General features: G+C 66.7%; 28 protein-coding genes and 1 tRNA gene. 21 read left to right on the plus strand and 8 right to left on the minus strand.

Going from position 1 to position 25,694, the window contains the following annotated elements; genetic code table 11:
* The first annotated feature begins 127 nt into the window (after positions 1-127).
* From rplS to AC5RUF_RS03300, 5 genes are read left to right on the plus strand one after another with little or no spacing between them, the layout of a single operon-like run.
* On the plus strand, positions 128-487 hold the full coding sequence (gene rplS / locus AC5RUF_RS03280) for a 50S ribosomal protein L19 (RefSeq protein WP_227901486.1): 360 nt from the start codon (positions 128-130) through the stop codon (positions 485-487).
* Between the two features lie 5 nt (positions 488-492).
* Complete coding sequence (lepB, locus tag AC5RUF_RS03285) at positions 493-1,203, plus strand: signal peptidase I (RefSeq protein ID WP_493997223.1); 711 nt, start codon at positions 493-495, stop codon at positions 1,201-1,203.
* An 11-nt stretch (positions 1,204-1,214) separates the two neighbouring features.
* On the plus strand, positions 1,215-1,979 hold the full coding sequence (gene lepB, locus AC5RUF_RS03290; RefSeq protein ID WP_493997224.1) for a signal peptidase I: 765 nt from the start codon (positions 1,215-1,217) through the stop codon (positions 1,977-1,979).
* Complete coding sequence (gene rnhB / locus AC5RUF_RS03295; protein WP_494129702.1) at positions 1,976-2,794, plus strand: ribonuclease HII; 819 nt, start codon at positions 1,976-1,978, stop codon at positions 2,792-2,794. The genes lepB (AC5RUF_RS03290) and rnhB overlap by 4 nt, the downstream gene beginning before the upstream one ends.
* Positions 2,795-2,801: 7 nt before the next feature.
* On the plus strand, positions 2,802-3,122 hold the full coding sequence (locus AC5RUF_RS03300) for a DUF2469 domain-containing protein (RefSeq protein ID WP_227901490.1): 321 nt from the start codon (positions 2,802-2,804) through the stop codon (positions 3,120-3,122).
* Positions 3,123-3,125: 3 nt separating this feature from the next.
* Here AC5RUF_RS03300 and AC5RUF_RS03305 read toward each other — a convergent pair whose 3' ends face one another.
* A complete protein-coding gene (locus AC5RUF_RS03305; RefSeq protein WP_494129703.1) occupies positions 3,126-3,716 on the minus strand; it encodes a GNAT family N-acetyltransferase in 591 nt (196 codons plus the stop codon).
* A gap of 39 nt (positions 3,717-3,755) precedes the next feature.
* On the opposite strand from AC5RUF_RS03305, the gene AC5RUF_RS03310 reads away from it, so the two are divergent.
* From AC5RUF_RS03310 to AC5RUF_RS03355, 10 genes are all read left to right on the plus strand, one after another.
* The gene (locus tag AC5RUF_RS03310; RefSeq protein ID WP_494129704.1) at positions 3,756-4,358 is read left to right on the plus strand and encodes a 2'-5' RNA ligase family protein; all 603 of its coding nucleotides are present in this window, start codon (positions 3,756-3,758) and stop codon (positions 4,356-4,358) included.
* Between the two features lie 35 nt (positions 4,359-4,393).
* Positions 4,394-5,431 carry a hypothetical protein gene (locus tag AC5RUF_RS03315; RefSeq protein WP_494129705.1) on the plus strand — a complete coding sequence of 346 codons (1,038 nt, stop codon included), beginning with the start codon at positions 4,394-4,396 and terminating at the stop codon, positions 5,429-5,431.
* 104 nt (positions 5,432-5,535) lie between these two features.
* On the plus strand, positions 5,536-5,892 hold the full coding sequence (locus tag AC5RUF_RS03320) for a YraN family protein (RefSeq protein WP_493997480.1): 357 nt from the start codon (positions 5,536-5,538) through the stop codon (positions 5,890-5,892).
* Between the two features lie 146 nt (positions 5,893-6,038).
* Positions 6,039-6,476, plus strand: a complete 438-nt coding sequence (locus AC5RUF_RS03325) for an STM3941 family protein (RefSeq protein ID WP_494129706.1) — start codon at positions 6,039-6,041, stop codon at positions 6,474-6,476.
* A gap of 99 nt (positions 6,477-6,575) precedes the next feature.
* Complete coding sequence (locus AC5RUF_RS03330; protein WP_494129707.1) at positions 6,576-6,710, plus strand: hypothetical protein; 135 nt, start codon at positions 6,576-6,578, stop codon at positions 6,708-6,710.
* A gap of 177 nt (positions 6,711-6,887) precedes the next feature.
* Complete coding sequence (locus AC5RUF_RS03335; RefSeq protein ID WP_494129708.1) at positions 6,888-8,435, plus strand: YifB family Mg chelatase-like AAA ATPase; 1,548 nt, start codon at positions 6,888-6,890, stop codon at positions 8,433-8,435.
* Complete coding sequence (dprA, locus tag AC5RUF_RS03340; RefSeq protein ID WP_494129709.1) at positions 8,432-9,643, plus strand: DNA-processing protein DprA; 1,212 nt, start codon at positions 8,432-8,434, stop codon at positions 9,641-9,643. The genes AC5RUF_RS03335 and dprA overlap by 4 nt, the downstream gene beginning before the upstream one ends.
* 119 nt (positions 9,644-9,762) lie before the next feature.
* The gene (locus tag AC5RUF_RS03345) at positions 9,763-10,290 is read left to right on the plus strand and encodes a methylated-DNA--[protein]-cysteine S-methyltransferase (protein ID WP_493998805.1); all 528 of its coding nucleotides are present in this window, start codon (positions 9,763-9,765) and stop codon (positions 10,288-10,290) included.
* Positions 10,291-10,425: 135 nt separating this feature from the next.
* Entirely contained in the window at positions 10,426-11,364 is a 939-nt protein-coding gene (locus tag AC5RUF_RS03350; protein ID WP_494129710.1) for a tyrosine recombinase XerC, read from the plus strand.
* Between the two features lie 170 nt (positions 11,365-11,534).
* Positions 11,535-12,038 carry a DUF3145 domain-containing protein gene (locus AC5RUF_RS03355; protein WP_493998732.1) on the plus strand — a complete coding sequence of 168 codons (504 nt, stop codon included), beginning with the start codon at positions 11,535-11,537 and terminating at the stop codon, positions 12,036-12,038.
* A gap of 90 nt (positions 12,039-12,128) precedes the next feature.
* Here the strand turns inward: AC5RUF_RS03355 and fabF are convergent, their stop codons facing one another.
* The 6 genes from fabF to aceE all read right to left on the minus strand — a co-directional run bounded on the left by fabF (position 12,129) and on the right by aceE (position 20,079).
* Positions 12,129-13,364 (minus strand): beta-ketoacyl-ACP synthase II, encoded by a 1,236-nt coding sequence (gene fabF / locus AC5RUF_RS03360; RefSeq protein ID WP_494129711.1) that lies wholly within the window; start codon positions 13,362-13,364, stop codon positions 12,129-12,131.
* A gap of 79 nt (positions 13,365-13,443) precedes the next feature.
* A complete protein-coding gene (locus tag AC5RUF_RS03365) occupies positions 13,444-13,689 on the minus strand; it encodes an acyl carrier protein (RefSeq protein WP_055240832.1) in 246 nt (81 codons plus the stop codon).
* A gap of 115 nt (positions 13,690-13,804) precedes the next feature.
* Entirely contained in the window at positions 13,805-14,866 is a 1,062-nt protein-coding gene (locus tag AC5RUF_RS03370) for a beta-ketoacyl-ACP synthase III (protein ID WP_493998401.1), read from the minus strand.
* Complete coding sequence (locus tag AC5RUF_RS03375; RefSeq protein ID WP_494129712.1) at positions 14,863-15,816, minus strand: ACP S-malonyltransferase; 954 nt, start codon at positions 15,814-15,816, stop codon at positions 14,863-14,865. Before AC5RUF_RS03375 ends, AC5RUF_RS03370 begins: the two co-directional genes overlap by 4 nt.
* 109 nt (positions 15,817-15,925) lie before the next feature.
* A complete protein-coding gene (locus AC5RUF_RS03380) occupies positions 15,926-17,155 on the minus strand; it encodes a PucR family transcriptional regulator (RefSeq protein ID WP_494129713.1) in 1,230 nt (409 codons plus the stop codon).
* Positions 17,156-17,334: 179 nt separating this feature from the next.
* Positions 17,335-20,079: a pyruvate dehydrogenase (acetyl-transferring), homodimeric type gene (gene aceE, locus AC5RUF_RS03385; protein ID WP_493997171.1), complete on the minus strand. Its 2,745-nt coding sequence runs from the start codon at positions 20,077-20,079 to the stop codon at positions 17,335-17,337.
* A 291-nt stretch (positions 20,080-20,370) separates the two neighbouring features.
* Between aceE and AC5RUF_RS03390 the strand changes: the two genes are divergently transcribed.
* From AC5RUF_RS03390 to gnd, 6 genes are all read left to right on the plus strand, one after another.
* Entirely contained in the window at positions 20,371-20,790 is a 420-nt protein-coding gene (locus tag AC5RUF_RS03390) for a DUF3052 domain-containing protein (RefSeq protein ID WP_493997172.1), read from the plus strand.
* A 17-nt stretch (positions 20,791-20,807) separates the two neighbouring features.
* Positions 20,808-21,251, plus strand: a complete 444-nt coding sequence (locus AC5RUF_RS03395; RefSeq protein ID WP_494129714.1) for a redoxin domain-containing protein — start codon at positions 20,808-20,810, stop codon at positions 21,249-21,251.
* On the plus strand, positions 21,248-22,219 hold the full coding sequence (locus AC5RUF_RS03400) for an NAD-dependent protein deacetylase (protein WP_494129715.1): 972 nt from the start codon (positions 21,248-21,250) through the stop codon (positions 22,217-22,219). Before AC5RUF_RS03395 ends, AC5RUF_RS03400 begins: the two co-directional genes overlap by 4 nt.
* A 97-nt stretch (positions 22,220-22,316) precedes the next feature.
* Positions 22,317-22,392: transfer RNA gene (locus AC5RUF_RS03405), tRNA-Val, on the plus strand.
* A gap of 236 nt (positions 22,393-22,628) precedes the next feature.
* Positions 22,629-23,432, plus strand: coding sequence for a serine hydrolase (locus tag AC5RUF_RS03410; RefSeq protein WP_494129716.1), 804 nt, complete (start codon positions 22,629-22,631; stop codon positions 23,430-23,432).
* Between the two features lie 126 nt (positions 23,433-23,558).
* Positions 23,559-24,995, plus strand: coding sequence for an NADP-dependent phosphogluconate dehydrogenase (gene gnd, locus AC5RUF_RS03415; protein ID WP_493997462.1), 1,437 nt, complete (start codon positions 23,559-23,561; stop codon positions 24,993-24,995).
* Positions 24,996-25,094: 99 nt separating this feature from the next.
* Here gnd and epsC read toward each other — a convergent pair whose 3' ends face one another.
* A complete protein-coding gene (gene epsC / locus AC5RUF_RS03420) occupies positions 25,095-25,679 on the minus strand; it encodes a serine O-acetyltransferase EpsC (RefSeq protein WP_493997463.1) in 585 nt (194 codons plus the stop codon).
* Positions 25,680-25,694 lie beyond the last annotated feature (15 nt).

Consider the following 25,694-nt stretch of genomic DNA (forward strand, 5'->3'; position numbering starts at 1 on the left):
CAACCCATCCTCGGGTCATGCCGGTCTCCTCACTTCGACAGCATCCGTGTGGCCCGGCTTTCCGGGCGCATTCTTGCTGCCGTTACCAAAGTGGATGACCTGTGGCGTTCACCAGGAGTGATAAACAATGCACATCCTAGATTCTGTTGACGCAGCTTCCCTGCGTACGGACATCCCCGAGTTCCGCGCCGGTGACACCGTCAAGGTTCACGTAAACATCATCGAAGGCAAGAACACCCGTGTTCAGGTCTTCCAGGGCTTCGTGCTCAAGCGCCAGGGTGACGGCCTCCGTGCGACCTTCACGGTCCGCAAGGTCAGCTTCGGTGTCGGCGTGGAGCGTACCTTCCCGGTACACTCCCCGGTCATCGACAAGATCGAGGTTGTCTCCAAGGGTGACGTCCGCCGCGCCAAGCTGTACTACATGCGCGACCTGCGCGGCAAGGCAGCCAAGATCAAGGAAAAGCGCGACTTCCGTCCCGCCAAGTAATTTACTTGACTGCAGCATCCGCCTCCGGGGAACCCTCCGCGAAGCACACAAAACGCCGGTCCCGGATTGCGGGCTGGCGTTTTGTGCTATGTGCTCTCGCCGCGGCCGTGATCCTCGCCGCCCTCGTCCGGGCCTTCCTGTTCGATGTTTTCTACATTCCCTCCAACTCCATGCAGCCCCTGCTGGAGCCGGGGGACCGGGTCCTGGTGTCCCGCACCGCCTATGCCTCGGAAGAGATCCGGCGCGGCGACGTCGTCGTGTTTGACGGACGCGGTTCGCTGGCGCCGCTGCACAGCGGCCGGCCCGCCCTCCAGGACGCGGTGGGAACCGTCGGACGCTGGCTCGGCCTGGCCGGCAGCGACACCGTGTACGTGAAACGGGTGGTCGGGGTGGCCGGCGACCGGGTCAGCTGCTGCACGGACGGGGATCCCCGGATCACGGTCAATGGAACTCCGCTGGAGGAGCCGTACGTTTATCCGGGAGACGCACCCAGTGAGCAGGCATTCGACGTCGTCATTCCCGAAGGCCGGCTGTGGGTGCTGGGGGACCACCGCTCCGAATCGGCCGATTCCCGCTCGCTGCTGGGAGCACCCGGCGGCGGCCTGATCTCCACCGAACGCGTGATCGGACAGGCACAGCGGATTCTTTGGCCGCTCGAGCGCAGTACCAATATTGACCGGCTATCCTTAGGAGCCGAGTGGACAACGGAGAAATAAGAGGAAACGCAATGTCGCAGCAACCGGACCAGTCCCCCGAGGGGACGCCCGGCTCCGGGGAGCAGCGGGACCATGCAGTGCACGCCAAAAAGCCGAAGAGCCGCGGCCTCGGCGCCTGGCTGCGCGAAGTCCTGACCATCGTGGTGATAGCCCTGGTGCTGTCCTTCCTGATCAAGACCTTCCTTTTCCGGGCCTTCTACATTCCATCCGGGTCCATGGAGCAGACGCTGGAGATCAACGACCGGATTTTCGTGAACCTCCTGGTACCCGAACCCATGGACCTGAACCGCGGCGACGTCGTGGTTTTCAAGGACACCAAGGGCTGGCTGCCGCAGGGCGTCGAAAAGCCCGCCAACCCCGTCCGCGAAGCGCTGACCTTTGTGGGGCTGCTGCCGGACGAATCCCAGCAGCACCTCGTCAAGCGGGTCATCGGCACCGAGGGCGACCACGTGGTCTGCTGCAACGCCGAAGGCAAGATCACCGTCAACGGCGAAGCCCTCGACGAGCCGTACATCTACCCCGGCGCCACGCCGTCGGACATTCCCTTTGACGTGGTTGTCCCCGAAGGCAAGGTCTGGGTCATGGGCGACCACCGCAATGCCTCCGCCGACTCCCGTGAACACCAGTACGGTGAAGGCGGCGGCTTCATTGACGTGGCGGACATCGAAGGCAAGGCCGTGGTGACCGCGTGGCCGCTGAACCGCGTAGGCGGCGTCAGCAGCTATTCGGAGGTCTTCGAGAACGTCCCCGAGCCCGAAGGAAGCAGCAGCAAGTGAGCACCGCCGTCGGGTCCGCCGGCCCGTCCCGCCGGGCCGCCGCCAAGCCGGCCGCCAAGGCACCCACCCTGCGCTTTGAACGCACCTTCAGCGCGCAGGGCCACCGCATCCTGGCCGGATGCGACGAAGTGGGCCGCGGCGCCCTGGCCGGGCCCGTCTCGGTGGGGCTGGTGGCCGTGGACCTGGCCACCGTGCGCTCCCTCAAAGGCGTACGGGACAGCAAGCTGCTCTCCGTCGCCGACCGGAACGCCCTGGTGCCGCAGATCAAGAAGTGGGCGCTGGCCTGGGGCGTGGGACATGCCAGCGCCGCCGAGATCGACCTGTTCGGCCTCACCGGAGCCCTGCGGCTGGCCGGAACGCGCGCCTGGGACCAGGTCTGCGAAACCCGGCGCCCCGACGTCGTGCTGTTGGACGGCAACTACAACTGGCTCTCGCCGGAGCGGCAGGGAAGCCTCTTCGACGAACTGGAGGCGCCCGCCGCCGGCGTCGGCGCTCCCAACGCCCTGGCTCCCGGGGAGGGCTGCACCGCGGAGGTGCACACCCGGATCAAGGCGGACATGCAGTGCCTGAGCGTGGCCGCGGCCAGTGTGCTGGCGAAAGTCGAACGCGACGCCATGATGGTAGAGTTTGCCGCTGCGAACCCGCACTATGCGTGGGAGATCAACAAGGGCTATGCAACCGAGTCGCACCGTGCGGCCATCGACACCCATGGACCAACCCCGCTGCACCGGATGTCCTGGCACCTGGGCTCCAAGCCCCGGCCCGGGGAATCGGCAGCGGGGCCGGGGGAGCACCTAAGCCCAGTAGGGGGATGATTGGAACATGAGCGCCGAAGACCTTGAGAACTATGAAACGGACATGGAGCTCCAGCTGTACCGGGAGTACCGCGACGTCGTGGGGCTCTTCAGCTATGTGGTGGAAACCGAGCGGCGCTTCTACCTGGCCAACCATGTGGACCTCCAGGCCCGCTCGGCCGACGGCGAGATCTACTTCGACCTCACGCTGCAGGACGCGTGGGTCTGGGACGTCTACCGCTCGGCACGGTTCGTCAAAAGCGTGCGGGTGATTACGTTCAAGGACGTCAATGTGGAGGAACTGACCCGCAATGACGACCTGACCCTGCCCAAGGCGGATGAGCTCTAGGCGCTACTCCACGCTCGCTGGCACGGCCGGCAGCCGCCGTGCGATGTCTGCCCAGCTGACCGATGGCTTCCGCGAATCACCGTTGGCCAGGCTGGAAACCCAGCCTTCAACCATTTTGCCGCGGTGGTTCAGCAGATACGGAACTGCGATGGGCGCCGGAAAGCCGCAGCGCCAGACCGTTTTGTAGCTGCCGGCGTTTCCGGCATTCGCACTCCAGGTCACGACGTCCCAGCCCAGCTCATCGAAGGCATGACCCAATACCAGCCGCACGGCGCGGGACATCAGGCCGCGGCCGCGGTATTCCGGTGACGTGACGAAGCCCAGATTGCCCGAGTTCGCACCTTGGAACCGCAGGTCGATGGTGCCGGCATAGCCGCCGCCGGCGTCGAGCGCCCAGGACACCGCGTTGTCCTGCGGCGCGGAGATCACGTCCAAATACTCCTGGGCCATCTCCCGCGTGTAACCCAGCGGGACAGTGGTCCACTGGATCGTCAGCGGGTCCAGGCACCGTGCGTACACGGCGTCAAGGTCGGCGGCGGTGTGCGGCCGGAGCAGGAGCATGCCGTCACTGAGCCGCGGTATGTCGAAAGCCATGCCGGACAGCTTAGCGGTCCCGCAGCCTAGACTTTGACCATGCCCGAATCCAACCGGTCCGGCTTCGATGCCAACCTCCGGCTTTATGCACAGATGCAGCCCGACGCCGCGTCGCTGGCGCACCTGCTGTCACTGCAGGAGGCGCTGGCCGCTGGGGCGCCGCGCGGGGCACGCCCGGTTCCGCGCCGGCAGCTGCACCTGACGCTGATCCATTTCGGCAAGGTGTTGGACGTGTACCGGGTCATCAACGGTGCCAGCGGAATCGCGCTCCCGGATTATGAGCGGCTGCTGAGTGGTTACATCGACCGGACCGAAGCGCTTTTGCCTGCTGCTTCCTTCCGTCTGGAACCTGTCGGGATGGCCGGATTCGGCGCCCACGCGCGGGTCCTGGCCGCCGAATACCGGCCGACGCCGGAACTGACGTCCCTGCATGCTCAGCTGCTGGGGGAGCTGACGGCTTTCCTGGCCGCCTGCGGGGTGGCGGACACGTCAGCATTTATGGCGTCGGATCCGAATTTCCGGTTCGCGCGGGTCCTTCGCCCGCACATTACCTTGGCGCGGGGTTTCGCAGGCAGCCCGCCGGAGCTTTCGCTTTCCCCGGTGACGCTGACTCCCATGCCGGTGGTGTACCCCGGGCACTGACCGCGTACTGACGCGTGCTGTGCGAGGATGGCCGCATGAACGCTGATCAGCTGCTTGCCGGACCTCGGGGCCGTCGGCTGTGCCTGGCCCTGGCCGCCGAATTGGAGCCGCGTATCAGCTCGGCCGTCTTCAACCTGGGCTACGAGCTTGACCCGGGCAAGGGGGTTTCGGTTGTCCGGTTCGGAACGGCTGCCGACGCCGGGGGAGCCACCGACCTTCCGGCCGCGTCGCCGGAGGAACTGGGTGCGCTTCTTGCTGCCGTGGACGTGCCGGACCGGGACGGGATGCCGGTGTTGGCTGCCCTCGACGTCGCCGTGGCCACAGCCAGGTACTGGCAGGCACCGGACGGTGAGGACGTCCTGGCAGCGCTGCCGGTCATCCGGGAAGCGCTGCGCCCTGTGGCGGACCGGGTCCTGGCGTCCCCGGAAGCCGGGTGGTGGGAGCAGCCCCGTGCCCGGGAACAGTGGGCCGTCGACTGGCGGGATCCGGATGCCCCCGCACCGCTGGGGCAGGACCGGAGGACAGTACTGGCGGAGTGGGCGCGGAACACGCGCGCCGAAGAGGTCGCGGAAGGTCGCCGCTACTCCTCCGGTTCCTGGTGGTCGATCCCCGTTGGCCTCCTCGGCACGATCAGCCGGCTGCCCGTCGGATTGGACCTGGTGGAGGACGCCCCGGGGTGGCGGGAGGCCACCGCGATTCCGGTTCGAGGGGGTGGCCGGACCTACGAAATCCGTACCGGGGACGACTGGGTGCAGCTGTGCCGTTTGTTCCCGTTGGAGGTCACTGCCTCCCGCCGGCACGACTGGTTCCAGGTCACTGGCAGGGACGGCCGGTGGGTGATCCCGGACTGGGAACGCGTGTCCCGGGAATGGAATGCCGTCCACCTGACGGTTCTGGGGTATCTGGCCTGCGCCGGCCGGGCACTGGCCGTGGACAGCGACACGGCCTCGGTGATTGCCGGCTGGGACCCGGACCGGACCATCTGGCTCACCAATACCGTGTGCGAAACCGGGGAACCGCGGCAGTACTGGCGCCGCGCACAGCAAGGGGATCCCTGGGTGCGGTCGGAGTAAATCCGCTCCTCCACAACGCCGCCGGGTGCAGCGTATCCGGTGTCCGCTGCACTTCCGGGGGAAGCCGCCCGGGGCCGGCCCTGCCCGCGGTTGAGCATGGCGGGATGAAAGCCAAGGACATACTGGGCAGCAGGGGCGAAGAATTGGCGGCGCAGTACCTGACCGCGGCAGGAATGGAGATTATCGACCGGAACTGGCGCTGCCCCGAGGGGGAGATCGACCTGGTGGCGGTGGACGGAGCCACTCTGGTGGTGGTGGAGGTGAAGACCCGCAGCTCGCTGGCGTTCGGTCATCCGTTTGAGGCCATCAATCCGGCCAAGCTGGCTCGCCTCCACCTGCTGTCCGGAGTGTGGCTGCGCGCCCACGGGCGTTATTTCACGCACCGGCGTGTGGACGCGGTCGCGGTCATTGACGACGGCAGCGGCCCTCCCGAGATCGAGCATCTGCGCGCCATCGGCTGATCCGCACGGCCCTCCGCCGGACCCAGCCGTCGGAACCGTATGATGGGGCCGACGAATGGGGGGGGGGCGGAATGCAAGACAAGCCGTGGACAAAACGGGGATCGGCGAACCCGGAAACAGATACCGGGGCCGGTGGTCTGAAACCGGTGACCTTTTCGGTTTCGAAGATCCGGGTTCTCGGGTTGGGGTTCGTGTGCCTGCTGTTCGGACTGGCGTGTTTGGCGCTGATGGTCCATGGCCTGACCGGCAGCCACCACCACGCCGCCCGATACGCCGGCAACGGATGGACTGAGACGGTCGCCGGGCTGATTGGGTTTGTCTTCTTCAGCGGGGGAAGCTGCTTGTTTGTATGGAAGAAGCTGCGCGCGCCTCTGCTGCTCAGGCTGTCTCCGGCCGGCATTACCGTCGAGGGCGCCGGTTTCATTCCCTGGGAGAACTTCGACGCCGTTGGAACGGGCCGCACATCAGCAGGTTCACACGGTGCCAAGATCATTGGGATACGGGTGAAGTCACAGGCGGACCTGGTCGGCACCATGACGTCCGACGAAATCCGCGGGGTGCAGCGGGTCGCGAAGGCCGGCTGATTCGTGGGAGGGAAAATACCCCGCGGTATCGGGTCTCGTTCAGGACAGGCATCCCTGGCCCCTCTCCGGACCCTGCCGCAACACGATCCGGTGGCCATCATGCAGTGGACCCGCCGTACATCCGGATGGGACGTGAGCTGGTCGCCGCTGTTGTTCAACCGCCGCAGCGGTACGGTGGTCCGGATTATCGAGGACTACTACCAGGACGTGCTGAGGCTCCGTTCCGCCCGATAGCGTTCCGTCTCCGGCAGGTCCCGGTAACCACCCGTCCTCCACAGCCTTCTGCTGATGCGCGTCGGGCCTTCCGCTCTCCACATCCGTTCCGGAAAAGGGAACGCGATGCTCCGCCCGGGGAGAAGCTCGGGGCATGGAATGCAGACATGAACGCAGGGCCGGGCACGGGGTGTCCGCATGAGCCTGGGCCGGACGTACGGAGTGGGCCTGGTGGGCCTGCAGGGCAGGATCGTGGAAGTCGAAGCCGACATCGGGCAGTCGCTGCCGTCCTTTGTCCTCCTCGGGCTGCCGGATGCCTCGCTGAACGAGGCACGCGACCGGGTGAAGTCAGCTGCGAAGAACGCGGGCCTGCCGTTGAGTCGGCGCCGGATCACCGTCAACCTGATGCCCGCGGACGTACCGAAGCACGGTTCCGGCTTTGATCTGGCCATTGCCGTGGCGGCGCTTTCCGCCGGCGGATCGCTGCGAAGCCCGAAGCGGAGTGTCTTTCTCGCCGAGCTGGGCTTGGACAGCAGGCTGCGTCCCATCCGGGGGGTCCTTCCGGCGGTGATGGCCGCGGTGGCCGCCGGCTTCACGGACATAGCCGTTGCGGCGGAAAACGTGGAAGAAGCCGCCCTTGTCCCTGGAGCGCGGGTCCGCGGCTATTCCTGCCTTGCCGCGGTTGCAGCTGATCTCGGTGCGGACCCGGATCAGCTCTCCTTTCCTCCGCCCGTTCACCGGGGAGCGGAAGGCGCCGGGGTAGGGGAGGGGGACACCGTCCCGCCAATCCCTGACCTGTCGGATGTTGCGGGACAGCAGGAAGCCCGATTTGCCGTGGAGGTCGCAGCTGCCGGGGCGCACCATCTGCTGATGACCGGACCTCCTGGAGCAGGCAAGACCATGCTGGCCGAACGCCTGCCCGGCATCCTGCCTGACCTTCCAGATGATCAGGCAATGGAAGTGACGGCCATCCATTCCCTTGCCTGGCAGGGCAAGCCGTGCCGCCAGTTGGTGCGGCGGCCGCCGTTCGAGAGCCCGCATCACACCGCCTCGACGGCAGCCGTGATCGGCGGCGGTGCCGGCATTCCCCGGCCCGGAGCCGCTTCCCGTGCACACCGCGGCGTGTTGTTCCTCGATGAGGCCCCGGAGTATGAACGCCGGGTCCTGGACGGACTCCGCCAACCGTTGGAAAGCGGGGAACTGGTGTTGCACCGGGCAGCCGGCACAGCGGTATATCCGGCCCGGTTCCAGCTGGTCCTGGCAGCGAACCCCTGCCCCTGCGGACTGGCGGCCGGCAAAGGCATCGACTGCATCTGCACCGCCCAGCAGAGGCGCCGGTATTTCAGCCGGCTGTCCGGACCGCTGCTGGACCGGGTGGACCTGCAACTGACCGTGCAGCGGGTATCACTGGGGGACTACTTCGGCGCCGATGCTCCGGAAGACACGGAAACCGTAGCGGCAAGGGTGCAACGGGCGCGGGACCGGCAGCGGGAACGGCTGAGCCTGCTGGGCTGCGAAACCAATGCGGAGGTAACCGGAACACTGCTCCGGGACGTGCTTCGGCCTCCGCTGGGGGCAACCGCGGCACTGGACCGGGCCATGGAGCGCCAGCTGTTGACCGCGCGGGGGTATGACCGGGTCCTCCGGGTCGCGTGGACCATAGCGGACCTGGGCGGACACGGTGTTCCGGATGCAGACGACGTCGGGCAGGCGCTGGCATTCCGGCAGCAGGGGGTGGCGGCATGAACGCCGGGACGCAGGACCTGACGGCGGCACGGGCTGCATTGTCCCGGCTGTTCGAACCGTCTGACACGGCGGGCCTGGCACTGGTAGCGGCCGCCGGTCCCGTCCGTGCCCTGCAGGTAGCCAGTGGCGAGGTGCCCCTCACCTCCGGACTCATCGGGGAGACGTCCCGGATCCTTACCGCTGCCGGAGTCTCCGGGCAGGGATACGCCTTGGCTGAGGGGCTGAAGCGGTGGCGCCCGCGGGTCGCCGACCTGGCACCGGAGAGGGATCTGGACACTATCCGGCGGCTGGGCGGCGATCTGCTGATTCCGGAGGACCCGCGGTGGCCTGGAGCGCTGTGCCATTTGGAGTTGGGAATGCCTTTGTGTTTGTGGGTGAGGGGAGACCTTGCGCATGGCCTGCCGGAACTCGAGCGGACCGTGGCCGTGGTCGGATCACGTGACGCCACCGGGTACGGGCTCTCCGTTACGGGGGATCTGTCCGCCGGGCTGGCCAACCGCGGATACACCATCATCTCGGGCGGCGCGTACGGGATTGACGCCCAGGCCCACCGGGCGGCGCTCGCAGGCGCTGCCGGTGCGGCCGCGGCAACCATTGCCGTGATGGCGTGCGGGTCGGACCGGTTCTATCCGGCGGGCAACGAAGACCTGCTGCGCTCCGTAGCGGCACGGGGGCTGATCCTCTCGGAAGTTCCGCCCGGCTCGGCTCCCACCCGGTGGCGGTTCCTGCAGCGGAACCGGATTATCGCGGCACTGGCCGCTGCCACCGTTGTCGTGGAAGCGCGATGGCGGTCCGGGGCGCTGAATACCGCACACCACGCTGCAGCGCTGGGAAGGGAAGTGGGTGCCGTTCCGGGGTCCGTATATTCAGCCAACTCGGCCGGCTGCCACAGGCTGCTGCGCGACGGAAGTGCTGTATGCGTTACCGATGCCCAGGAAGTGGTCGAACTCGCCGGTCCGCTGTCGGACACCCTGCAGCACGACGGCGTTGCCGGCGGCGCCGGGCCGGCAGCGGAACATGACGGACTCACCGTTGAAGACCTGCTGCTGCTGGACGCGCTTCCGGTCCGCACCGGCAGCACGGTCGACAAACTTGCGTCGGTAGCGGGGCTGTCACCGCCCGGGGTGAGGGCCGGACTGGCACGCCTGGAACTGGAGGGGCTGGCCGTACGGTCCGGCCCGGAGCAGTGGCGCCGCGGCCGGCGGTAAGCCCAGTAGTGAGGCTGCACAAGGATCGACGCAGGGGATACACCACACGAAAGCACATACAGGAACCGGAAACAGACATCGCAACCAAAGACATCGCTGATCGGAAGGGAATACTGCTCATGATTACGCACAAGATCATCACCTCCCCGTTGGGAGTACTTACCCTTGTCGCCGTGGACGGGGTGCTGGCAGCGGTCAGGCTTGGCCCGCCGGAGGCACCTGTCGGAGGCGGGACTTCCTTCGGGATTGCCGCGGAGGAGGGTTTCGAGGACACCGAGCGGCAGCTCACTGAGTACTTCAACGGCACACGGTGCTGCTTCACTGTCGCCGTCAATCCGTTGGGCACCGACTTCCAGCGGCTGGTGTGGCAGGAGGTCGGCGGCATCGGCTACGGCCGTACGGCCAGCTACAAGCACATGGCCGTACGGTTGGGCGACGCAGCCAAGGCCCGGAGCGTGGGCGCGGCTCTGGCCCGTAACCCGTTGAACATCATCGTCCCCACCCACCGGGTGGTGGGCTCCCGGGGTGCCCTCACCGGGTACTCAGGCGGTGTGGAGGCCAAGCGCTATTTGCTGGACCTGGAACAGGCACCCGAAACCGAACACCTGCGGCGCACCTGTCGGCGGATGGAGCCGCTGCCGGCCTGAACAGCGAAGATTTCCGGCAATCGCGGGCACCCTCCGGTTCGACCCCGCCCGGATCCCGGCGCCGGTATCGACAGGCTCCCGCCCGGCTCCGCGAGCCTGCTTGAACGGCACCGGCAAAGAGAGAACAGTAAAGAGGTGACATCAAAGGGATCCGCCGGCCCCTGGCCGAAAGAGTTCAGTGCAGCGGTCGACGGCTTCTGCCGGTATCTGACCGCGGAACGGGGACGCTCCGAACATACGGTCCGGGCGTACGAGTCGGACGTCTCCAAGCTCCTGGATTATGCCCTGTCGTCTGGAGTCCAGAGCCTGCAGGACCTTGACCTCGGAATCCTGCGTGGCTGGCTGGGGGAACTCAGCGCCGAAGGGCAGGCCAGGGCCACCCTGGCCCGGCGGGCGGCAACGGCCCGGAGCTTTGCAAACTGGGCACTGCGGGAAGAACTGATCCCGGAAAACCCCGCCCTGCGGCTGAAGGCACCAAAGAAGGAGAAGACGCTTCCCGGCGTGCTGCGCAGCAGCCAGCTGGAGGAGCTGTTCGAGAGCCTGAAGGCTGCTGCCGCAGAAGGGGAACCCGTGGCCCTGAGGGACCGGGCCATGGTGGAGCTGCTGTACGCCACCGGTATCCGGGTGGGAGAGTTGTCCGGCCTGGATGTGGATGACCTGGATCCGGACCGCAGGACCCTGACGGTCATCGGCAAGGGCAACAAGGAACGCACCGTCCCCTACGGGCTGCCCGCAGCAGTGGCGGTGGATGACTGGCTCCGCCGGGGCCGCCCGGCACTGGCTGCGGGGGACAGCGGCCCGGCCCTGTTCCTGGGCAAACGCGGCCGCCGGGTTGACCAGCGCCAGGTCCGCAGCGTCGTCGCGGCGCTCCTGGCCGCGCTGCCGGACACCTCCGCCTCCGGGCCGCACGCCCTGAGGCACTCGGCGGCCACCCATCTGCTCGACGGCGGCGCAGACCTTCGTGCGGTGCAGGAGATTCTGGGACACTCCTCCCTGGCGACCACCCAGCTCTACACGCACGTCTCCGTGGACCGGCTGCGGCAGAGTTACGCCCAGGCTCATCCACGGGCTTAACGGAGCCGGCACCGGGTCCCGTGTCACAGGCTTCCGGCCCGCCACGCCGCACCACATTGGCACAAACAGATAACTTGCGGCACAATGATGGACAGCGGGACGCTGGAACAACAAATCCGCCCATACAGCAGGTCGTTGGGGAAGACGTACCTACAGCTATGGAGGATGGAATGTCTGTTGTGATGGCGCGCGGAGTACTCTTTGTGCACTCTGCCCCTTCCGCGTTGTGCCCTCATATTGAGTGGGCCATCGGATCCGTCGTTGAGAAGCGAACGGATCTTCAGTGGACCCCTCAGCCGGCTGCGCCCGGGATGGTACGGGCGGAAATTGCCTGGACCGGGCCGCAGGGAACCGGTTCCCTCCTCGCCTCTGCCCTGCGCGGCTGGGCCCACCTGCGTTACGAAGTCACCGAGGAACAGAGCCCCGGCGCCGACGGCAGCCGCTGGGCCCACACACCGGAGCTGGGCATCTTCCACGCCGCCACCGATGTGCACGGCAACATCATGATCTCCGAGGACCGGATCCGCTACGCCTACGAAAGCGGAGCCGGCGACCCGTCCGCGGTCTACCATGAGCTCTCGCTCGCACTGGGCGAGGCGTGGGACGAGGAACTCGAACCCTTCCGGCACGCTGCCGACGGGGCACCGGTGCGCTGGCTGCACCAGGTCGGCTGACCCGGCCACCAACTCCATGGCATAAAAAACAGGCGTCCGGTCCCCGCGGCGACCGGACGCCTGTTCCGTAGTGCGGCGTTGCTGCCGCCGCTAGTGGTTGCGCAGAACGGCGACGGCGTTGTGCCCGCCGAAGCCGAAGGAATTGCTCAGGGCAACAATGTCGCCGTCGCGCAGCTTGCGGGACGTGGTGACCACGTCCAGCGGGATTTCCGGATCCTGGTTGTCCAGGTTGATGGTGGCCGGAGCCTGGCGTTCGTAGACCGCCAGCGCAGTGAGCACCGCTTCGACGGCGCCGGAGGCGCCGAGCAGGTGGCCCATCTGGGACTTGGTAGCCGAGACGGCCACACCGTCCAGGACATTGCCCAGGGCAGCTTTCAGCGCCGTGTACTCCGGCTTGTCGCCTACCGGGGTGGAGGTGGCGTGGGCGTTGACGTGGACCACGTCTTCGGCCTGCGCCCGCGCGTCGAACATGGCGGCCTTCAGCGCGCGGGTGGCGCCCAGTCCCTCGGGGTCGGGTGCGGTGATGTGGTAGGCGTCGGCGGTGACAGCGGTCCCGGCCAGTTCGGCGTAGATCCGTGCACCGCGGGCCAGGGCGTGCTCTTCGCTTTCGAGTACGAGCGCGCCGGCTCCTTCACCCATCACGAACCCGTCGCGGTCACGGTCGTAGGGCCGGGACGCACGCTCGGGATCACCATTGCGCTTGGAGAGTGCCTGCATGGAAGCAAAGGATGCCAGCGGCATGGGGTGGATGCAGGCTTCGGCGCCGCCGGCCACCACAATGTCGGCCTTGCCGGAGCGGATGAGCTCCAGGCCCTGGTGCAGGGCCTCGGTGCCGGAGGCGCAGGCGGACACCGGGGTGTGGGCGCCGGCGCGGGCGCCGAGGTCGAGGCTGACGGCAGCGGCGGGGCCGTTGGGCATCAGCATCGGAACGGTCATGGGCAGGACGCGGCGGGGGCCCTTTTCGCGGAGGGTGTCCCACGCGTCGAGCAGGGTCCAGACGCCGCCGATTCCGGTGGCGAAGGTGACCGCCAGGCGGTCCTGGTCCACGTCTTCCAGTCCCGAGTCGGCCCAGGCCTCACGGGCGGCGACGACGGCGAACTGGGTGGAGGGGTCCATGCGCTTGGCTTCGACGCGGGAAAGTACTTCAGAGGCGGGATTCGTGACCCGCGCGGCGAAGGTGACGGGCAGGGAGTACTTCTCCACCCAATCGTCTTCCAGCGTACGGGCGCCGGAGACGCCCTGCAGCGCGTTCTTCCACATGGTCGGGACGTCCCCGCCGATGGGCGTGGTTGCGCCAAGGCCTGTGATGACTACTTTGCGGGCCATGATTCACTCTCTTGAAACGTAACTGTTGAAGGTGCCGGCGGTACCGGGCGGCCGCCGCTTGGCAGCGGCCGCCGGAGGGTTAGGCCTGGGCGTTGGAGATGAAGTCCACGGCGTCGCCGACGGTCTTCAGGTTCTTGACCTCTTCGTCCGGGATGCGCACGCCGAACTTCTCTTCGGCGTTGACCACGATGGTCATCATGGAAATGGAGTCGATGTCCAGGTCGTCGGTGAAGGACTTGTCCAGCTCGACGGCCTCGGGGGCCAGGCCGGTCTCTTCGTTGACGATCTCGGCGAGGCCGGCCAGGATTTCTTCGTTGCTAGCCATGGTGGCTCCTTTTCTTGTAGTGCCGGTACGTGACCGGTCCGGTTTTCCAACCGCCGGAGCGGTGTGGTTTAAGGGGATGTGCCGGCCCGGGTGGACCGGCACATGGTAGTGCAGCTTAGGGGAGGACAACGACCTGGGCACCAAAGACCAGGCCCGCACCGAAGCCGATCTGCAGCGACAGCTTGCCGCTCAGTTCCGGGTGTTCCTTCAGCAGGCGGTAGGTGGCCAGCGGGATCGACGCGGCGGAGGTGTTGCCGGCGTCGGCGATGTCCCGGGCAATGATGACGGACTCGGGCAGCTTCAGCTGCTTGGCCATTTCGTCGATGATGCGCATGTTGGCCTGGTGCGGCACAAAGGCGGAGAGATCCTCGGCGGTGATGCCGGCGGCGTCGAGGGCCTGCTGCGCGGCCTTGGCCATTTCCCAGACCGCCCAGCGGAAGACGGTCTGGCCGTCCTGGCGCAGCGTCGGCCAGAGCTTGGTGTCCCGTGCGGCAATGTCGCCGGCGGACAGGCCGCCGTCGGCCTCGGCCGCGAGGGACAGCTCACGGACGTCCAGCATCGAGTGGGTCATGCCGATGGCTCCGGACTTGCTGCCGTCCGAGCCCCAGACCGAGGGGGCTATGCCGGGGGTCTCTGACGGGCCGACCACCACGGCGCCGGCGCCGTCGCCCAGCAGGAAGGAAATGGTGCGCTCGGTGTTGTCGATGAAGTCGGAGAGCTTCTCGACGCCGATGACCAGGACGTAGTCGGCCGCACCGGAACGGACCAGCGCATCGGCCTGGGCCACGCCGTAGCAGTATCCGGCACAGGCAGCGGAAACGTCGTAGGCCGGCGCCGGGGTTGCCCCGAGTCGTTCGGTGATCTGGGTGGCGGCCGACGGGGTGGCGTACGGGTGCGTCACGGTGGAGACGATCACGGCACCGAGCTGGGAACCGTCGATGCCCGCGTTTTCCAGGGCTTCGCGGCCGGCGGCTTCGGCCATGTCCACCACCGAGGTACCCTTGTCCGCGCGGTGCCGGGTGATGATGCCGGTGCGCTGGCGGATCCACTCGTCGGAGGAATCGATCCACTGGCAGACATCGTCATTGCTGACGATGACGTCGGGGCGGAAAGCACCGATGCCGAGGATCCGGCTGAACTCGTTGACGGGGGACTGCTTAAGGGTGGGCGTGCTCACGCGTTACCTTCTCCGGTTGTTGCTGCGGTGCCGGAATGTTCACGGATGAACTCCCGGGCAGCGGTTATATCTTCTGGGGATTTCAGGGCCAGGGTGGGAACGCCCTTCATGCCGCGGCGGGCCAGTCCGGTGAGGGTTCCGGCCGGCGGCAGTTCGAGCAGGCCGGTCACACCCATGGCAAGCATGTTCTCCATGCACAGGTCCCAGCGGACCGGGCGGGACACCTGGGCGATGAGGCTGTCCAGGTTGGCCTCGCCGGAAACTATGGCGGCGCCGTCGTAGTTGGAGAGCAGCGTGGGCAGCGGAGGCTGCGGAGACAGCGACGGGCGCAGCGCCTCGAGGACGGTGACAGCCGGAGCCATATGCGAGGTGTGGAACGCGCCGGCGACCTTCAGCGGGATGACCCGGGCCTTGGCCGGCGGGGCGGCGGTGAGTACTTCGAGCTGGTTGTGCGTTCCGGCGGCAACCACCTGGCCGCCGCCGTTGGCGTTGGCCGCGGTCAGGCCGGCGGCTTCCAGGACGGCTGCGACGTCGTCGGGGTCACCGCCCAGGACGGCGCTCATGCCGGTGGGCTCCACCGCTGCTGCCCGCGCCATGGCGTTGGCGCGTTCGCGCACGAACACCAGGGCATCCTTTTCCGGCAGGGCCCCCGCAAGGGCGGATGCGGTGATCTCGCCGACGGAGTGGCCGGCCACCACGGTGGACGTGGTCAGCTGCGAAGGGTCCAGCAGCAACCGTGCAGCCATCAGGCCGGCGGCGACGATCAGCGGCTGGGCGACGGCGGTGTCCTTGATGGTCTCCTCGTCGGAGACCGTGCCGTGCGCGATCAGGTCAAGCCCGGCGACGTCGCTCATGGCGGAAAGGTGATCCCGCACTCCGGGCAGTTCCAGCCACGGCGCGAGGAATCCTGGTGTTTGGGACCCCTGGCCGGGGCAGACAATTGCAAGCACGTATACAGCTTTCCAAACTTAGGCGGCAGGACCGGGTGTTTGCGTAGACCAAGCTCCCGGGACGGGGTTGTAGGAAGTCTACAAGCCATCCGTGGTTCGGGTGCAAGGTTCAGAGCCGTGCCGCAGGCTTTTCCGGGGTTGCTTTTCCGTTGGGGGCCAGCCTGCCCACCACCAGCGCGGTCTGCAGGACGAAGGCCTCCCGCGGCAGCATCGGATCCCAGCCGGTGACATCGCAGACCCGCCGGAGCCGGTAGCGGACGGTGTTGGCGTGGACAAAGAGTTCCCGGGCGGTTGCCTCCAGGGAGTGGCCCAGCGAGAGGTACGCGCTGAGCGTGTCCGCCAGCCCGTTTGAGGCACCCAGCAGGGGAGTGTAGATGCTCTCCACCAGGGCCTGGCGGGCCGTGGGATCACCGGACATCACGCGCTCGGGCCACAGATCATCGGCGGCCACCGGGCGGGGCGCGGCAGGCCAGGCGCGGGCGGCCGTAAGTCCGGCAAAGGCGGCCTGCGCAGACGGCCCGGCCTCCACCAGCGAGTCGGCGGGGGGTCCGTAGACCACGGGTCCCGGGCCGAAGAGTTCGGAAAGCCGCGTGTAGGAAAAAGCCTTGTCCTCCAGCCCGCCCAGTACCAGGATGAGGCGTTCGCCCTGGATGCCCACCAAGGTGTCCTCGGCGAGCCGGCCGGTGGCCCGGCGGAGTTCATTAACGAAGCTGGCATTGGTGTCAGCCGGAGAGCCGCCCACCATCACGGTAACGGGGGCGGTGGAGGTCCAGCCGACGGCGGCAATCCGGGAGCGCAGCGAGTCCGAGCTTTCACCGCGCAGGATCGCGTCCACCACCAGGGCTTCCAACCGGGTGTCCCAGGCGCCCCGGGTCTCGGCGGCACGGGCATAAACATCCGCGGCAGCGAAAGCCACCTCGCGGGAATAGCGCAGGACGGCCTCGCGCAGCTTCGGCTGGGCCGGACCTGCTGCCAGTTCCGGCACGAGGTCCTCCACCACCTGGACCACCACCCGGATCAGCTGCAGTGCTTTCTGCAGGCTGATGGAGCGGGTAAGTTCGGTGGGCGCGGTGCCGAAAACGTCGCTGAGCACCCAGGCCGGCGAGGCCGGACGCTGGTACCAGTTCACAAAGGAGGCAATGCCCTTCTGTGCGACCATTCCCAGTGCCGAGCGCTCGTCCGGACGCAGTCCCCGGTACCAGGGCAGGGAGATGTCCAGTTGCTGGAGGGTGGCCGTAGACAGCTTGCCGATATTCGCCTTCAGGCGCTCCACTGTGGGCTGGTCGGCAACCGGCCGCTTCGGCTTGGAGGTAGCGGAGGTGCTGGGGCTCACTGGCATACCTGCGAGCTTACGGCCTGCGTTCGGGAACCACCATTTTGTGCAAAGGCTACAAGTTCGCTAGGCGGGTATCCCCGGCAGCCAGCCATGCTGCCGCCTCCTGCCTCTGAGCGACCCCGGCCTTAAACGAAAGGAACCGCCGCGGATTGCGACGGTTCCTTTCGTTTTTCCCTGGGCGCTTACGCGTCGCCTCCGGCGTTTCCGCTGGTGCCGGCGTTCACATCCAGCAGGTGGTACTTCTCCATGGCCTCCTTGGGGGCGTTGGCGTCGACTTCACCGCGGCGGGCGAGCATCTCGAGTGCACGCACCACCATGGAGTGGCTGTCGATCTTGAAGTACCGGCGGGCTGCTGCACGGGTATCCGCGAAACCGAAGTCATCCGCACCGAGGGTGGCGAATTCATTCGGCAGGAACTGGCGGATCTGGTCCGGCACGGCCTTCATGTAGTCCGTGGAGGCCACGATCGGGCCGGTGGCTCCGGCAAGCTGCTGGGTCACGAACGGCACGCGCGGCTCGGAACCGGGGTTCAGGAACGCTTCCTCCTCGGCGGCCAGGCCGTCGCGGCGCAGTTCGTTCCAGGACGTCACGGACCAGACGTCGGCGGACACGCCCCAGTCCTCGGCAAGCAGCTTCTGGGCTTCCAGCGCCCACGGCACGGCGACGCCGGAGGCCAGCAGCTGCGTGCGGGGCCCGTCGATCTTCGCCGGTGCGAGCAGGTAGATGCCCTTGATGATGCCTTCCACGTCCAGGTCCTCGGGGGCCTTGGGCTGCTGGATCGGCTCGTTGTAGACCATGAGGTTGTAGATGACGTTCGGATCCTTGGAATCCGGACCGTACATCTCCTCGAGTCCGTGGCGGACAATGTGTCCGATCTCGTAGCCGTAGGCCGGATCGTAGGTCTTCACCGCGGGGTTGGTGGAGGCCAGGATCGGCGAGTGGCCGTCCGCGTGCTGCAGGCCTTCACCGGTGAGGGTGGTGCGGCCGGCGGTGGCGGAGATCAGGAAGCCGCGGGCCATCTGGTCGGTGGCCGCCCAGATGTAGTCGGCGGTCCGCTGGAATCCGAACATGGAGTAGAACACGTAGACCGGGATCAGCGGTTCACCGTGCGTGGCGTAGGACGTGCCCGCCGCGGTGAAGGCGGCAATGGAGCCGGCTTCGTTGATGCCCACGTGCACGATCTGGCCCTGCGGGGATTCCTTGTAGGCCAGGACGAGGTCCCGGTCCACGGACAGGTAGTTCTGGCCCTTGGGGTTGTAGATCTTCGCCGTCGGGAAGAAGGAGTCCATGCCGAAGGTACGGGCTTCATCGGGAATGATCGGCACAATCCGCTTGCCGAATTCCTTGTCCCGCATCAGGTCCTTGAGCAGGCGCACGAAGGCCATGGTGGTGGCTGCCAGCTGCTTGCCGGAGCCGCGGTTGGCAACCTCGTAGGCCTTCTCGTCCGGCAGGTGCACCTGTTCGTGCTTTACCCGGCGTTCGGGGACGTTGCCGCCCAGTTCACGCCGGCGCTCGAGCATGTACTTGATCTCGGGGGCGTCCGCACCCGGGTTGTAGTACGGCGGCTGGTACGGATCGGCTTCAAGCTGCTCGTCGCTGATCGGGATCCGCAGGTGGTCGCGGAAGGCCTTCAGATCATCCAGGGTCAGCTTCTTCATCTGGTGGGTCGCGTTGCGGCCTTCGAAGTGCGTGCCCAGGCCGTAGCCCTTGACCGTGTGGGCCAGGATGACCGTGGGGGCACCCTTGAACTCCATGGCGGCCTTGTAGGCGGCGTAGACCTTGCGGTAGTCATGGCCGCCGCGCTTGAGGTTCCAGATTTCCTCGTCGGTCAGGTTCGCGACAAGTTCCTTGGTCTCCGGGCTCTTGCCGAAGAAGTGGTCGCGGACAAACCCGCCGGACTCGGCCTTGTAGGTCTGGTAGTCGCCGTCAGGGGTGGAGTTCATGATCTCCACCAGCGAGCCGTCCTTGTCGCGCTGCAGCAGGTCATCCCACTCGCGGCCCCAGACAACCTTGATGACATTCCAGCCGGCGCCGCGGAAGAAGGCTTCCAGCTCCTGCATGATCTTGCCGTTGCCGCGGACAGGTCCGTCGAGGCGCTGCAGGTTGCAGTTGACCACGAAGGTCAGATTGTCCAGCTTGTCATTGGCGGCCAGCTGCAGCAGGCCGCGCGATTCCGGCTCGTCCATTTCGCCGTCGCCCAGGAACGCCCAGACGTGCTGCTGGGAGGTGTCCTTGATGCCGCGGTTGTGCAGGTAGCGGTTTGACTGCGCCTGGTAGATGGCGTTCATCGGACCGATGCCCATGGACACCGTGGGGAACTCCCAGAAATCCGGCATGCTGCGCGGATGCGGGTAGGAGGACAGGGCATGTCCTTCGCGGGATTTCTCCTGGCGGAAGCCGTCCATGTCCTCTTCGGACAGCCGGCCCTCAAGGAAGGCGCGGGCATACATGCCGGGGGAGGCGTGACCCTGGAAGTAAATCTGGTCTCCGCCGCCCGGGTGGTCCTTGCCCCGGAAGAAGTGGTTCATGCCCACTTCGTACAGTGTGGCTGCACCGGCATAGGTGGAAATGTGCCCGCCGACGCCGATTCCCGGGCGCTGGGCGCGGTGCACCATGATGGCGGCATTCCAGCGCAACCAGGCACGGTAGCGGCGTTCGATCTCCTCGTCGCCGGGGAATTCCGGTTCCTGGTCAACGGGAATGGTGTTGACGTAGTCGGTGGTGGTAACCATCGGCACGCCCACGCTCTGGGAGCCCGCGCGCTGGAGCAGGGAACGCATGATGTACTGGGCGCGTTCGGTGCCCTGCGAACGGATCAGCTCATCGAGCGACTCTATCCATTCAGCGGTTTCCTCAGGATCACGGTCCGGTAGCTGGTTGGTTAACCCGCTCAGGATGTCCGTTGTGTCTTCTGCGGCCACGGCCAACCTCTCTCATCTACAGATTGTGTCTGCCAGATTCATTGTGTGGACCCGGCCGTTATCCGCCGGATCATCGCTTGCGCGTATGCGCGCCTCGGCGCCCAAATCTGCTTTTAATCCACTCTAGTCCCGCGCCGCCGATGTTGCGTAGCCTGTCCGGCGGCGCATCGCTGAAGGCGTACACGCCGCCGGGCCTTGTCGCGTGCCGCTTTTGGGTGTTTGGTTGACTGTGAGACCGCGCGAATCGGGCAAATGTGTGATTCCCTTGTATTTATGCAGTCAACCAGGAGGAGTGAAGTGAGCGAGGCCGAGGCCGTCACCGAGGAAAACGTGGCGAGCAGATTGGGTTTCAAGGACGGGGACCTGGTTCAGGAGTTCGGCTACGACGAGGACGTGGATTTTGATTTCCGCGACGACCTCGAGGACCTCATCGGGGGCGAAATGCTCACCGAGGATGACCACGACGTAGTGGACGGCGTCATCCTGTGGTGGCGTGCCGACGACGGCGACCTTGTTGATGCGCTGGTCGATTCGCTGACCACGCTCGACGACGGCGGCGTGGTCTGGGTCCTGACTCCCAAGTCCGGACGGGACGGCTATGTTCCTCCCGCAGACATTGAGGAAGCGGCTCCGACGGCGGGGCTGCACGTGACGACGTCCCCGGCGGTATCCGAGGACTGGGCCGCCACGCGGCTGGTGAGCCGACGCAAGAAGTGACCCGGAGCCTGCCACGCGTGGGCGCCGAGGTTCCGGACTTCCGCCTCCCCAACCAGTTTGGAGAGGACGTGCGCCTTTCCAGCCTCCGGGGATCCGGCGTCGTTGTGGTCTTTTTCCCGTTCGCTTTTTCCCGGGTGTGCCGCGGGGAACTCGCGGCACTGCAGGGGGAGAGGGGACGGTTCCGGAAAGCGGGGGTGCGGCTGCTGGCCGTGTCCTGTGATTCGAGGTACACCCTTCGCGCCTGGGCGGACGAGGAGGGCTTTGAGTTCGACCTGCTCTCCGATTTCTGGCCCCACGGCAGCGCCGCCCGGGACTATGGCATCTTCAATGAAGACCGGGGACTGGCCGAGCGGGCCAGTTTCGTCATTGACGGGTCCGGCCGCCTGCGGGCCTGCATCCGGTCAGCACCGGGAGTACCGCGCCCGCTCGAGCAGTACCGCAACGCCCTGGAGGGACTGTGAGCGTACAGCGTGAGGAAGAACCCCGCCCCGGACTCGGCCTGACCGGCTTCGCCAGCCGCAGCGCCCCGGACACCGTCCCGCCGCCGAACCCGGAGGAACTGCGGCAGCTTGAACGCGCCGTCGGCTACCTGGGCGGCCGGCGGGTCGCCCTGCTGACCGGTGCCGGCCTCAGCACGGATTCCGGCATTCCCGACTACCGCGGACCGGACGCACCGCCGCGGAACCCGATGACGTATCAGCAGTTTGTGGGCGATCCGGACCTGCGCCGCAGGTACTGGGCGCGCAACCACATCGGCTGGCACCATCTGCGCCATGCCGAGCCGAATGCCGGACATGCGGCCGTGGCGGAACTTGAACGCCGCGGACTGCTGTCCGGACTGATCACGCAGAACGTTGACCGGCTGCACACCGACGCCGGCAGCATCAATGTCATTGACCTGCACGGGCGGTATGACCGGGTGATCTGCCTGGACTGCCACTCCGTCTTCCCGCGGCAGGCGATTGCCGAGCTGCTCAAGAACCTGAACCCGGGCTTCTTGGAACGGGTCCGGCAGGACGGGGAAATAGCTCCGGACGCCGATGCGGAGATAGCCGACACGGATGACTTTGTGGTCGCCGACTGCCCGGTTTGCGGCGGCATGCTCAAGCCGGACTTTGTCTACTTCGGTGAGAACGTGCCGAAGGACCGGGTGGCGCGGGCCTTCTCCGTGGTGGATGCGGCAGGCGCCCTGCTGGTGGCCGGATCCTCCCTGACCGTCATGAGCGGGCTCCGCTTTGTCCGCTATGCGGCCAAGGCGGGCAAGCCGGTGGTGATCATCAACCGCGGAGCCACCCGCGGTGACCCGCTGGCCGACCTCAAGATCGACATGGGTGTCAGCACTGCCCTCGCCTGGCTCGCCCGGAACCTGCCGGACCTGCCGAAGCAGGGGGAAGTGCCGCGTCCGCTGCCCGGACGGAACGCCGATTAGGCGGGGTGCGGATTCTGCGGTAATGTAGTTCCTCGTGATGCAGGGCCTGCGGGTTTTATCCGCCCGGGTCTGCAGCAGTATTTAGCAGTATTGTTCAGGGTCTTTAGCTCAGCTGGTAGAGCGCCACGTTTACACCGTGGATGTCATCGGTTCGATCCCGGTAGGACCCACCAGACAGCCGCCGCTGTGTTCCGCAGAAACTGCGGAGGACAACGGCGGCTTTTGGCGTTAAAGTGTCGCTCCTCGCCGGCAGCGAACACCCCGGCGTCAGCCAGGAACGGCCCCAACCGCCGTGCTACATCTGTTAATGGAGGAATTTCCGGGCCCTTTGCAGGGCGCTGACCGGTTCAAGGACGAGGCGGGTGCAATGACGGCAAGGGGAGCGAAATCCATAGGTGCGGCGGCTGCTGTGCTGGTTTTGCTGGCCACCTCGGGTTGTGCCGGCGGATTGGCCCCAGATGCGCACACACCCGCAGCCCCGCCCGCTGCCGCCGGCCGCCCGGCTGCCCCGGAGGCGGCGGCACTGGAACTGAGCCTTGATGCGCTGGCAGCCGAACGGGACACTGATTTTTCCGTGGCCGTCCTGGACAACGGTTCCGGAGAGTCCTGGAGCTATAACTCCGGCGGCCGCTACCTCGAAGCCAGCCTCGTGAAGGTTCCGATCCTGCTAACCCTTATCCGTGAAGCTACCGAGGACGGGCGCAGCCTCACGGAAGAGGAAGAGGAACTGGCGGCGCGGATGATCGAGTTCAGCGACAACGACGCCACCAGTGAGCTGTACGCGCTGCTGGGAGGCCGACCCGCCCTCAACCGGACCTATGAATTGATCGGCGTCTCCGATACCGAGGCAGGGGAGATGTGGGGCGCCACCGAAACCAGCGCGGCGGACCAGCTGCAGATCATCCGGACGGCCGCCTGCGGCGCGGACTGGTTGGATCCGGACCTGCTCGATTTTGCCGTGTCGCTGATGCGCAACGTCTGCGCAGAGCAGAGCTGGGGCATCACTGCCGGAGCCGGTGAAGCAGAGGTGGCACTGAAGAACGGCTGGCTGCAGGACGATGAGGCGGGGTGGAACGTCGGCAGCGCAGGTTTTGTGCAGGGCGGGGAAAAGGATTACAGCCTGGTGGTGCTGAGCTCCCGCAACGCGACCCTGGATGACGGCATCGATACGGTCGAAGCGGTGGCCGCGCTGGTCAACGGCTACCGCCGCTAGGGGCGCGCCTTCGAGGCGTGTGGCGGCAAGGCGGCGAGGAAGCATAGGCTGGAGCGTGAACACGGCGCGACTCACCCAGCGCCTGCCCTGTGCCCGCTGGGCACCCGAAAGATCCTTGGAGAGAACTTGAGTGCACAAATTGGTGTAACCGGCCTTGCCGTCATGGGCGCTAACCTTGCCCGCAACCTCGCACGCAACGGTTACACAGTGGCCCTGCACAACCGTTCCATCGAAAAAACCGATGCGCTCCTGGCTGCGCACGGCGACGAAGGGGACTTCATCCGCACCGAGTCCCTGCAGGAACTGGTCGACAATCTGGAAAAGCCGCGCCGCGTCCTGATCATGGTGAAAGCCGGCGCACCGGTGGACTCCGTGATCGACCAGCTGGTGCCGCTGCTGGAGCCGGGCGACATTGTGATTGACGCGGGCAACTCCCACTACGAGGACACCCGTCGCCGCGAGGCGGCCCTCGCGGAAAAGGACCTGCACTTTGTGGGCGTGGGTGTCTCCGGTGGCGAGGAGGGTGCCCTGCTGGGCCCGTCCATCATGCCCGGCGGCTCCCGCGAGTCCTATGACTCGCTGGGCCCCATGCTGGAAAAGATCGCCGCCAAGTACGACGGCGAGCCGTGCTGCACCTGGATCGGCACCGACGGCGCCGGCCACTTCGTGAAGATGGTGCACAACGGCATCGAATACGCCGACATGCAGGTCATCGGTGAGGCCTACGACCTGCTGCGTTCGGCCGCGGGCATTGAACCGGCCGAACAGGCGAAGATCTTCACGGAGTGGAACACGGGCCAGCTCAGCTCCTTCCTGATCGAGATCACCGCCGAAGTGCTGGGCCATGTGGACGCCCGGACCGGGAAGCCCTTCGTCGACGTGGTGGTGGATTCCGCCGGCCAGAAGGGCACCGGCCGCTGGACCGTCGTCTCCGGCCTGGACCTGGGCTCACCCGTCTCGGCCATTGCCGAGTCCGTCTTTGCCCGCGCCCTGTCCTCGCAGCGCGAGCAGCGCGGAATTGCGCAGGAGACGCTGGAAGGCCGCGAATCCACTGTCGAGCTGCCGGAAACGTTCGTGGATGATGTGCGCCAGGCCCTCTACGCCTCCAAGCTGGTCAGCTACGCGCAGGGCATCGACATGCTCGGTGCCGCCGCCAAGGAATACGGCTGGGACCTGAAGCTGGACGAAATCGCGTCGCTGTGGCGCGCCGGCTGCATCATCCGCGCCGAGCTGCTGGACGACATCATGAAGGCCTACGCCGGCGGTGCTGCTCCGGCCAACCTGCTCTTCGCCCCGGCCTTCGCCGAGTCGATCGCCGCAGCTGTTCCGGCCTGGCGCCGGGTGGTCTCGGTTGCCGTGCAGCTGGGAATCCCCGTACCGGTGTTCTCCTCGTCGCTGGCCTACTATGACGGCCTGCGCCGCAAGCGCCTGCCGGCAGCCCTGACCCAGGGCCTGCGGGACCTGTTCGGTGCGCACACCTACCACCGGGTGGACGCCGAGGGTACCTTCCACACCATGTGGGGCGAGGACCGCTCCGAGGTCGAGGCAGTGGACACCCACTAGCAGCGTCATGGGACAGCGTTAATCAGGGAAGGCCCGCAGCAACTGCTGCGGGCCTTTCCTGATTCCGGTGCGATGTCCGGGGGATCCTCGGGGATTCGGCTAGATGTAGATGGCGGGGTCGACGTATTCCGCGGGATCGACGGCGGGCTGGGTCATCTTGGTGTCCCGGTGCCGCCACTTGGCCGGGATGCCGGTAATAATCGAGTCCGCCGGCGCGTCCTTGACCACCACGGCATTGGCACCCACCGCGCTGTTGGCGCCGATGGTCACCGGGCCCAGGATCTTGGCGCCGGCTCCCACGGTCACGCCGTCGCCGATGGTGGGATGCCGCTTGACCTTCGCCAGCGACCGTCCGCCCAGGGTCACACCGTGGTAGAGCATGACGTCGTTGCCGATCTCGGCGGTCTCGCCGATAACCACCCCCATGCCGTGGTCGATGAAGAAGCGCCGGCCGATGGTGGCTCCCGGGTGGATCTCGATGCCGGTGGCAAATCGCGTCAGCTGGGACAGCACGCGTGCCGGGAAGCGCAGGCCCGGCCGCGCCCACATTCGGTGGGTCAGCCGGTGCATCCAGATGGCGTGCAGGCCGGAGTAGACAACAAGGTTTTCAAGCGAGCCCCGCGCCGCCGGATCGTGGGAAGCGGCGGCGTCGAGGTCTTCGCGCAGTCGGGCTAACAGACTCACAGAGAACTTTCTGCT

Source organism: Arthrobacter sp. Y3224198 (assembly GCF_059090025.1).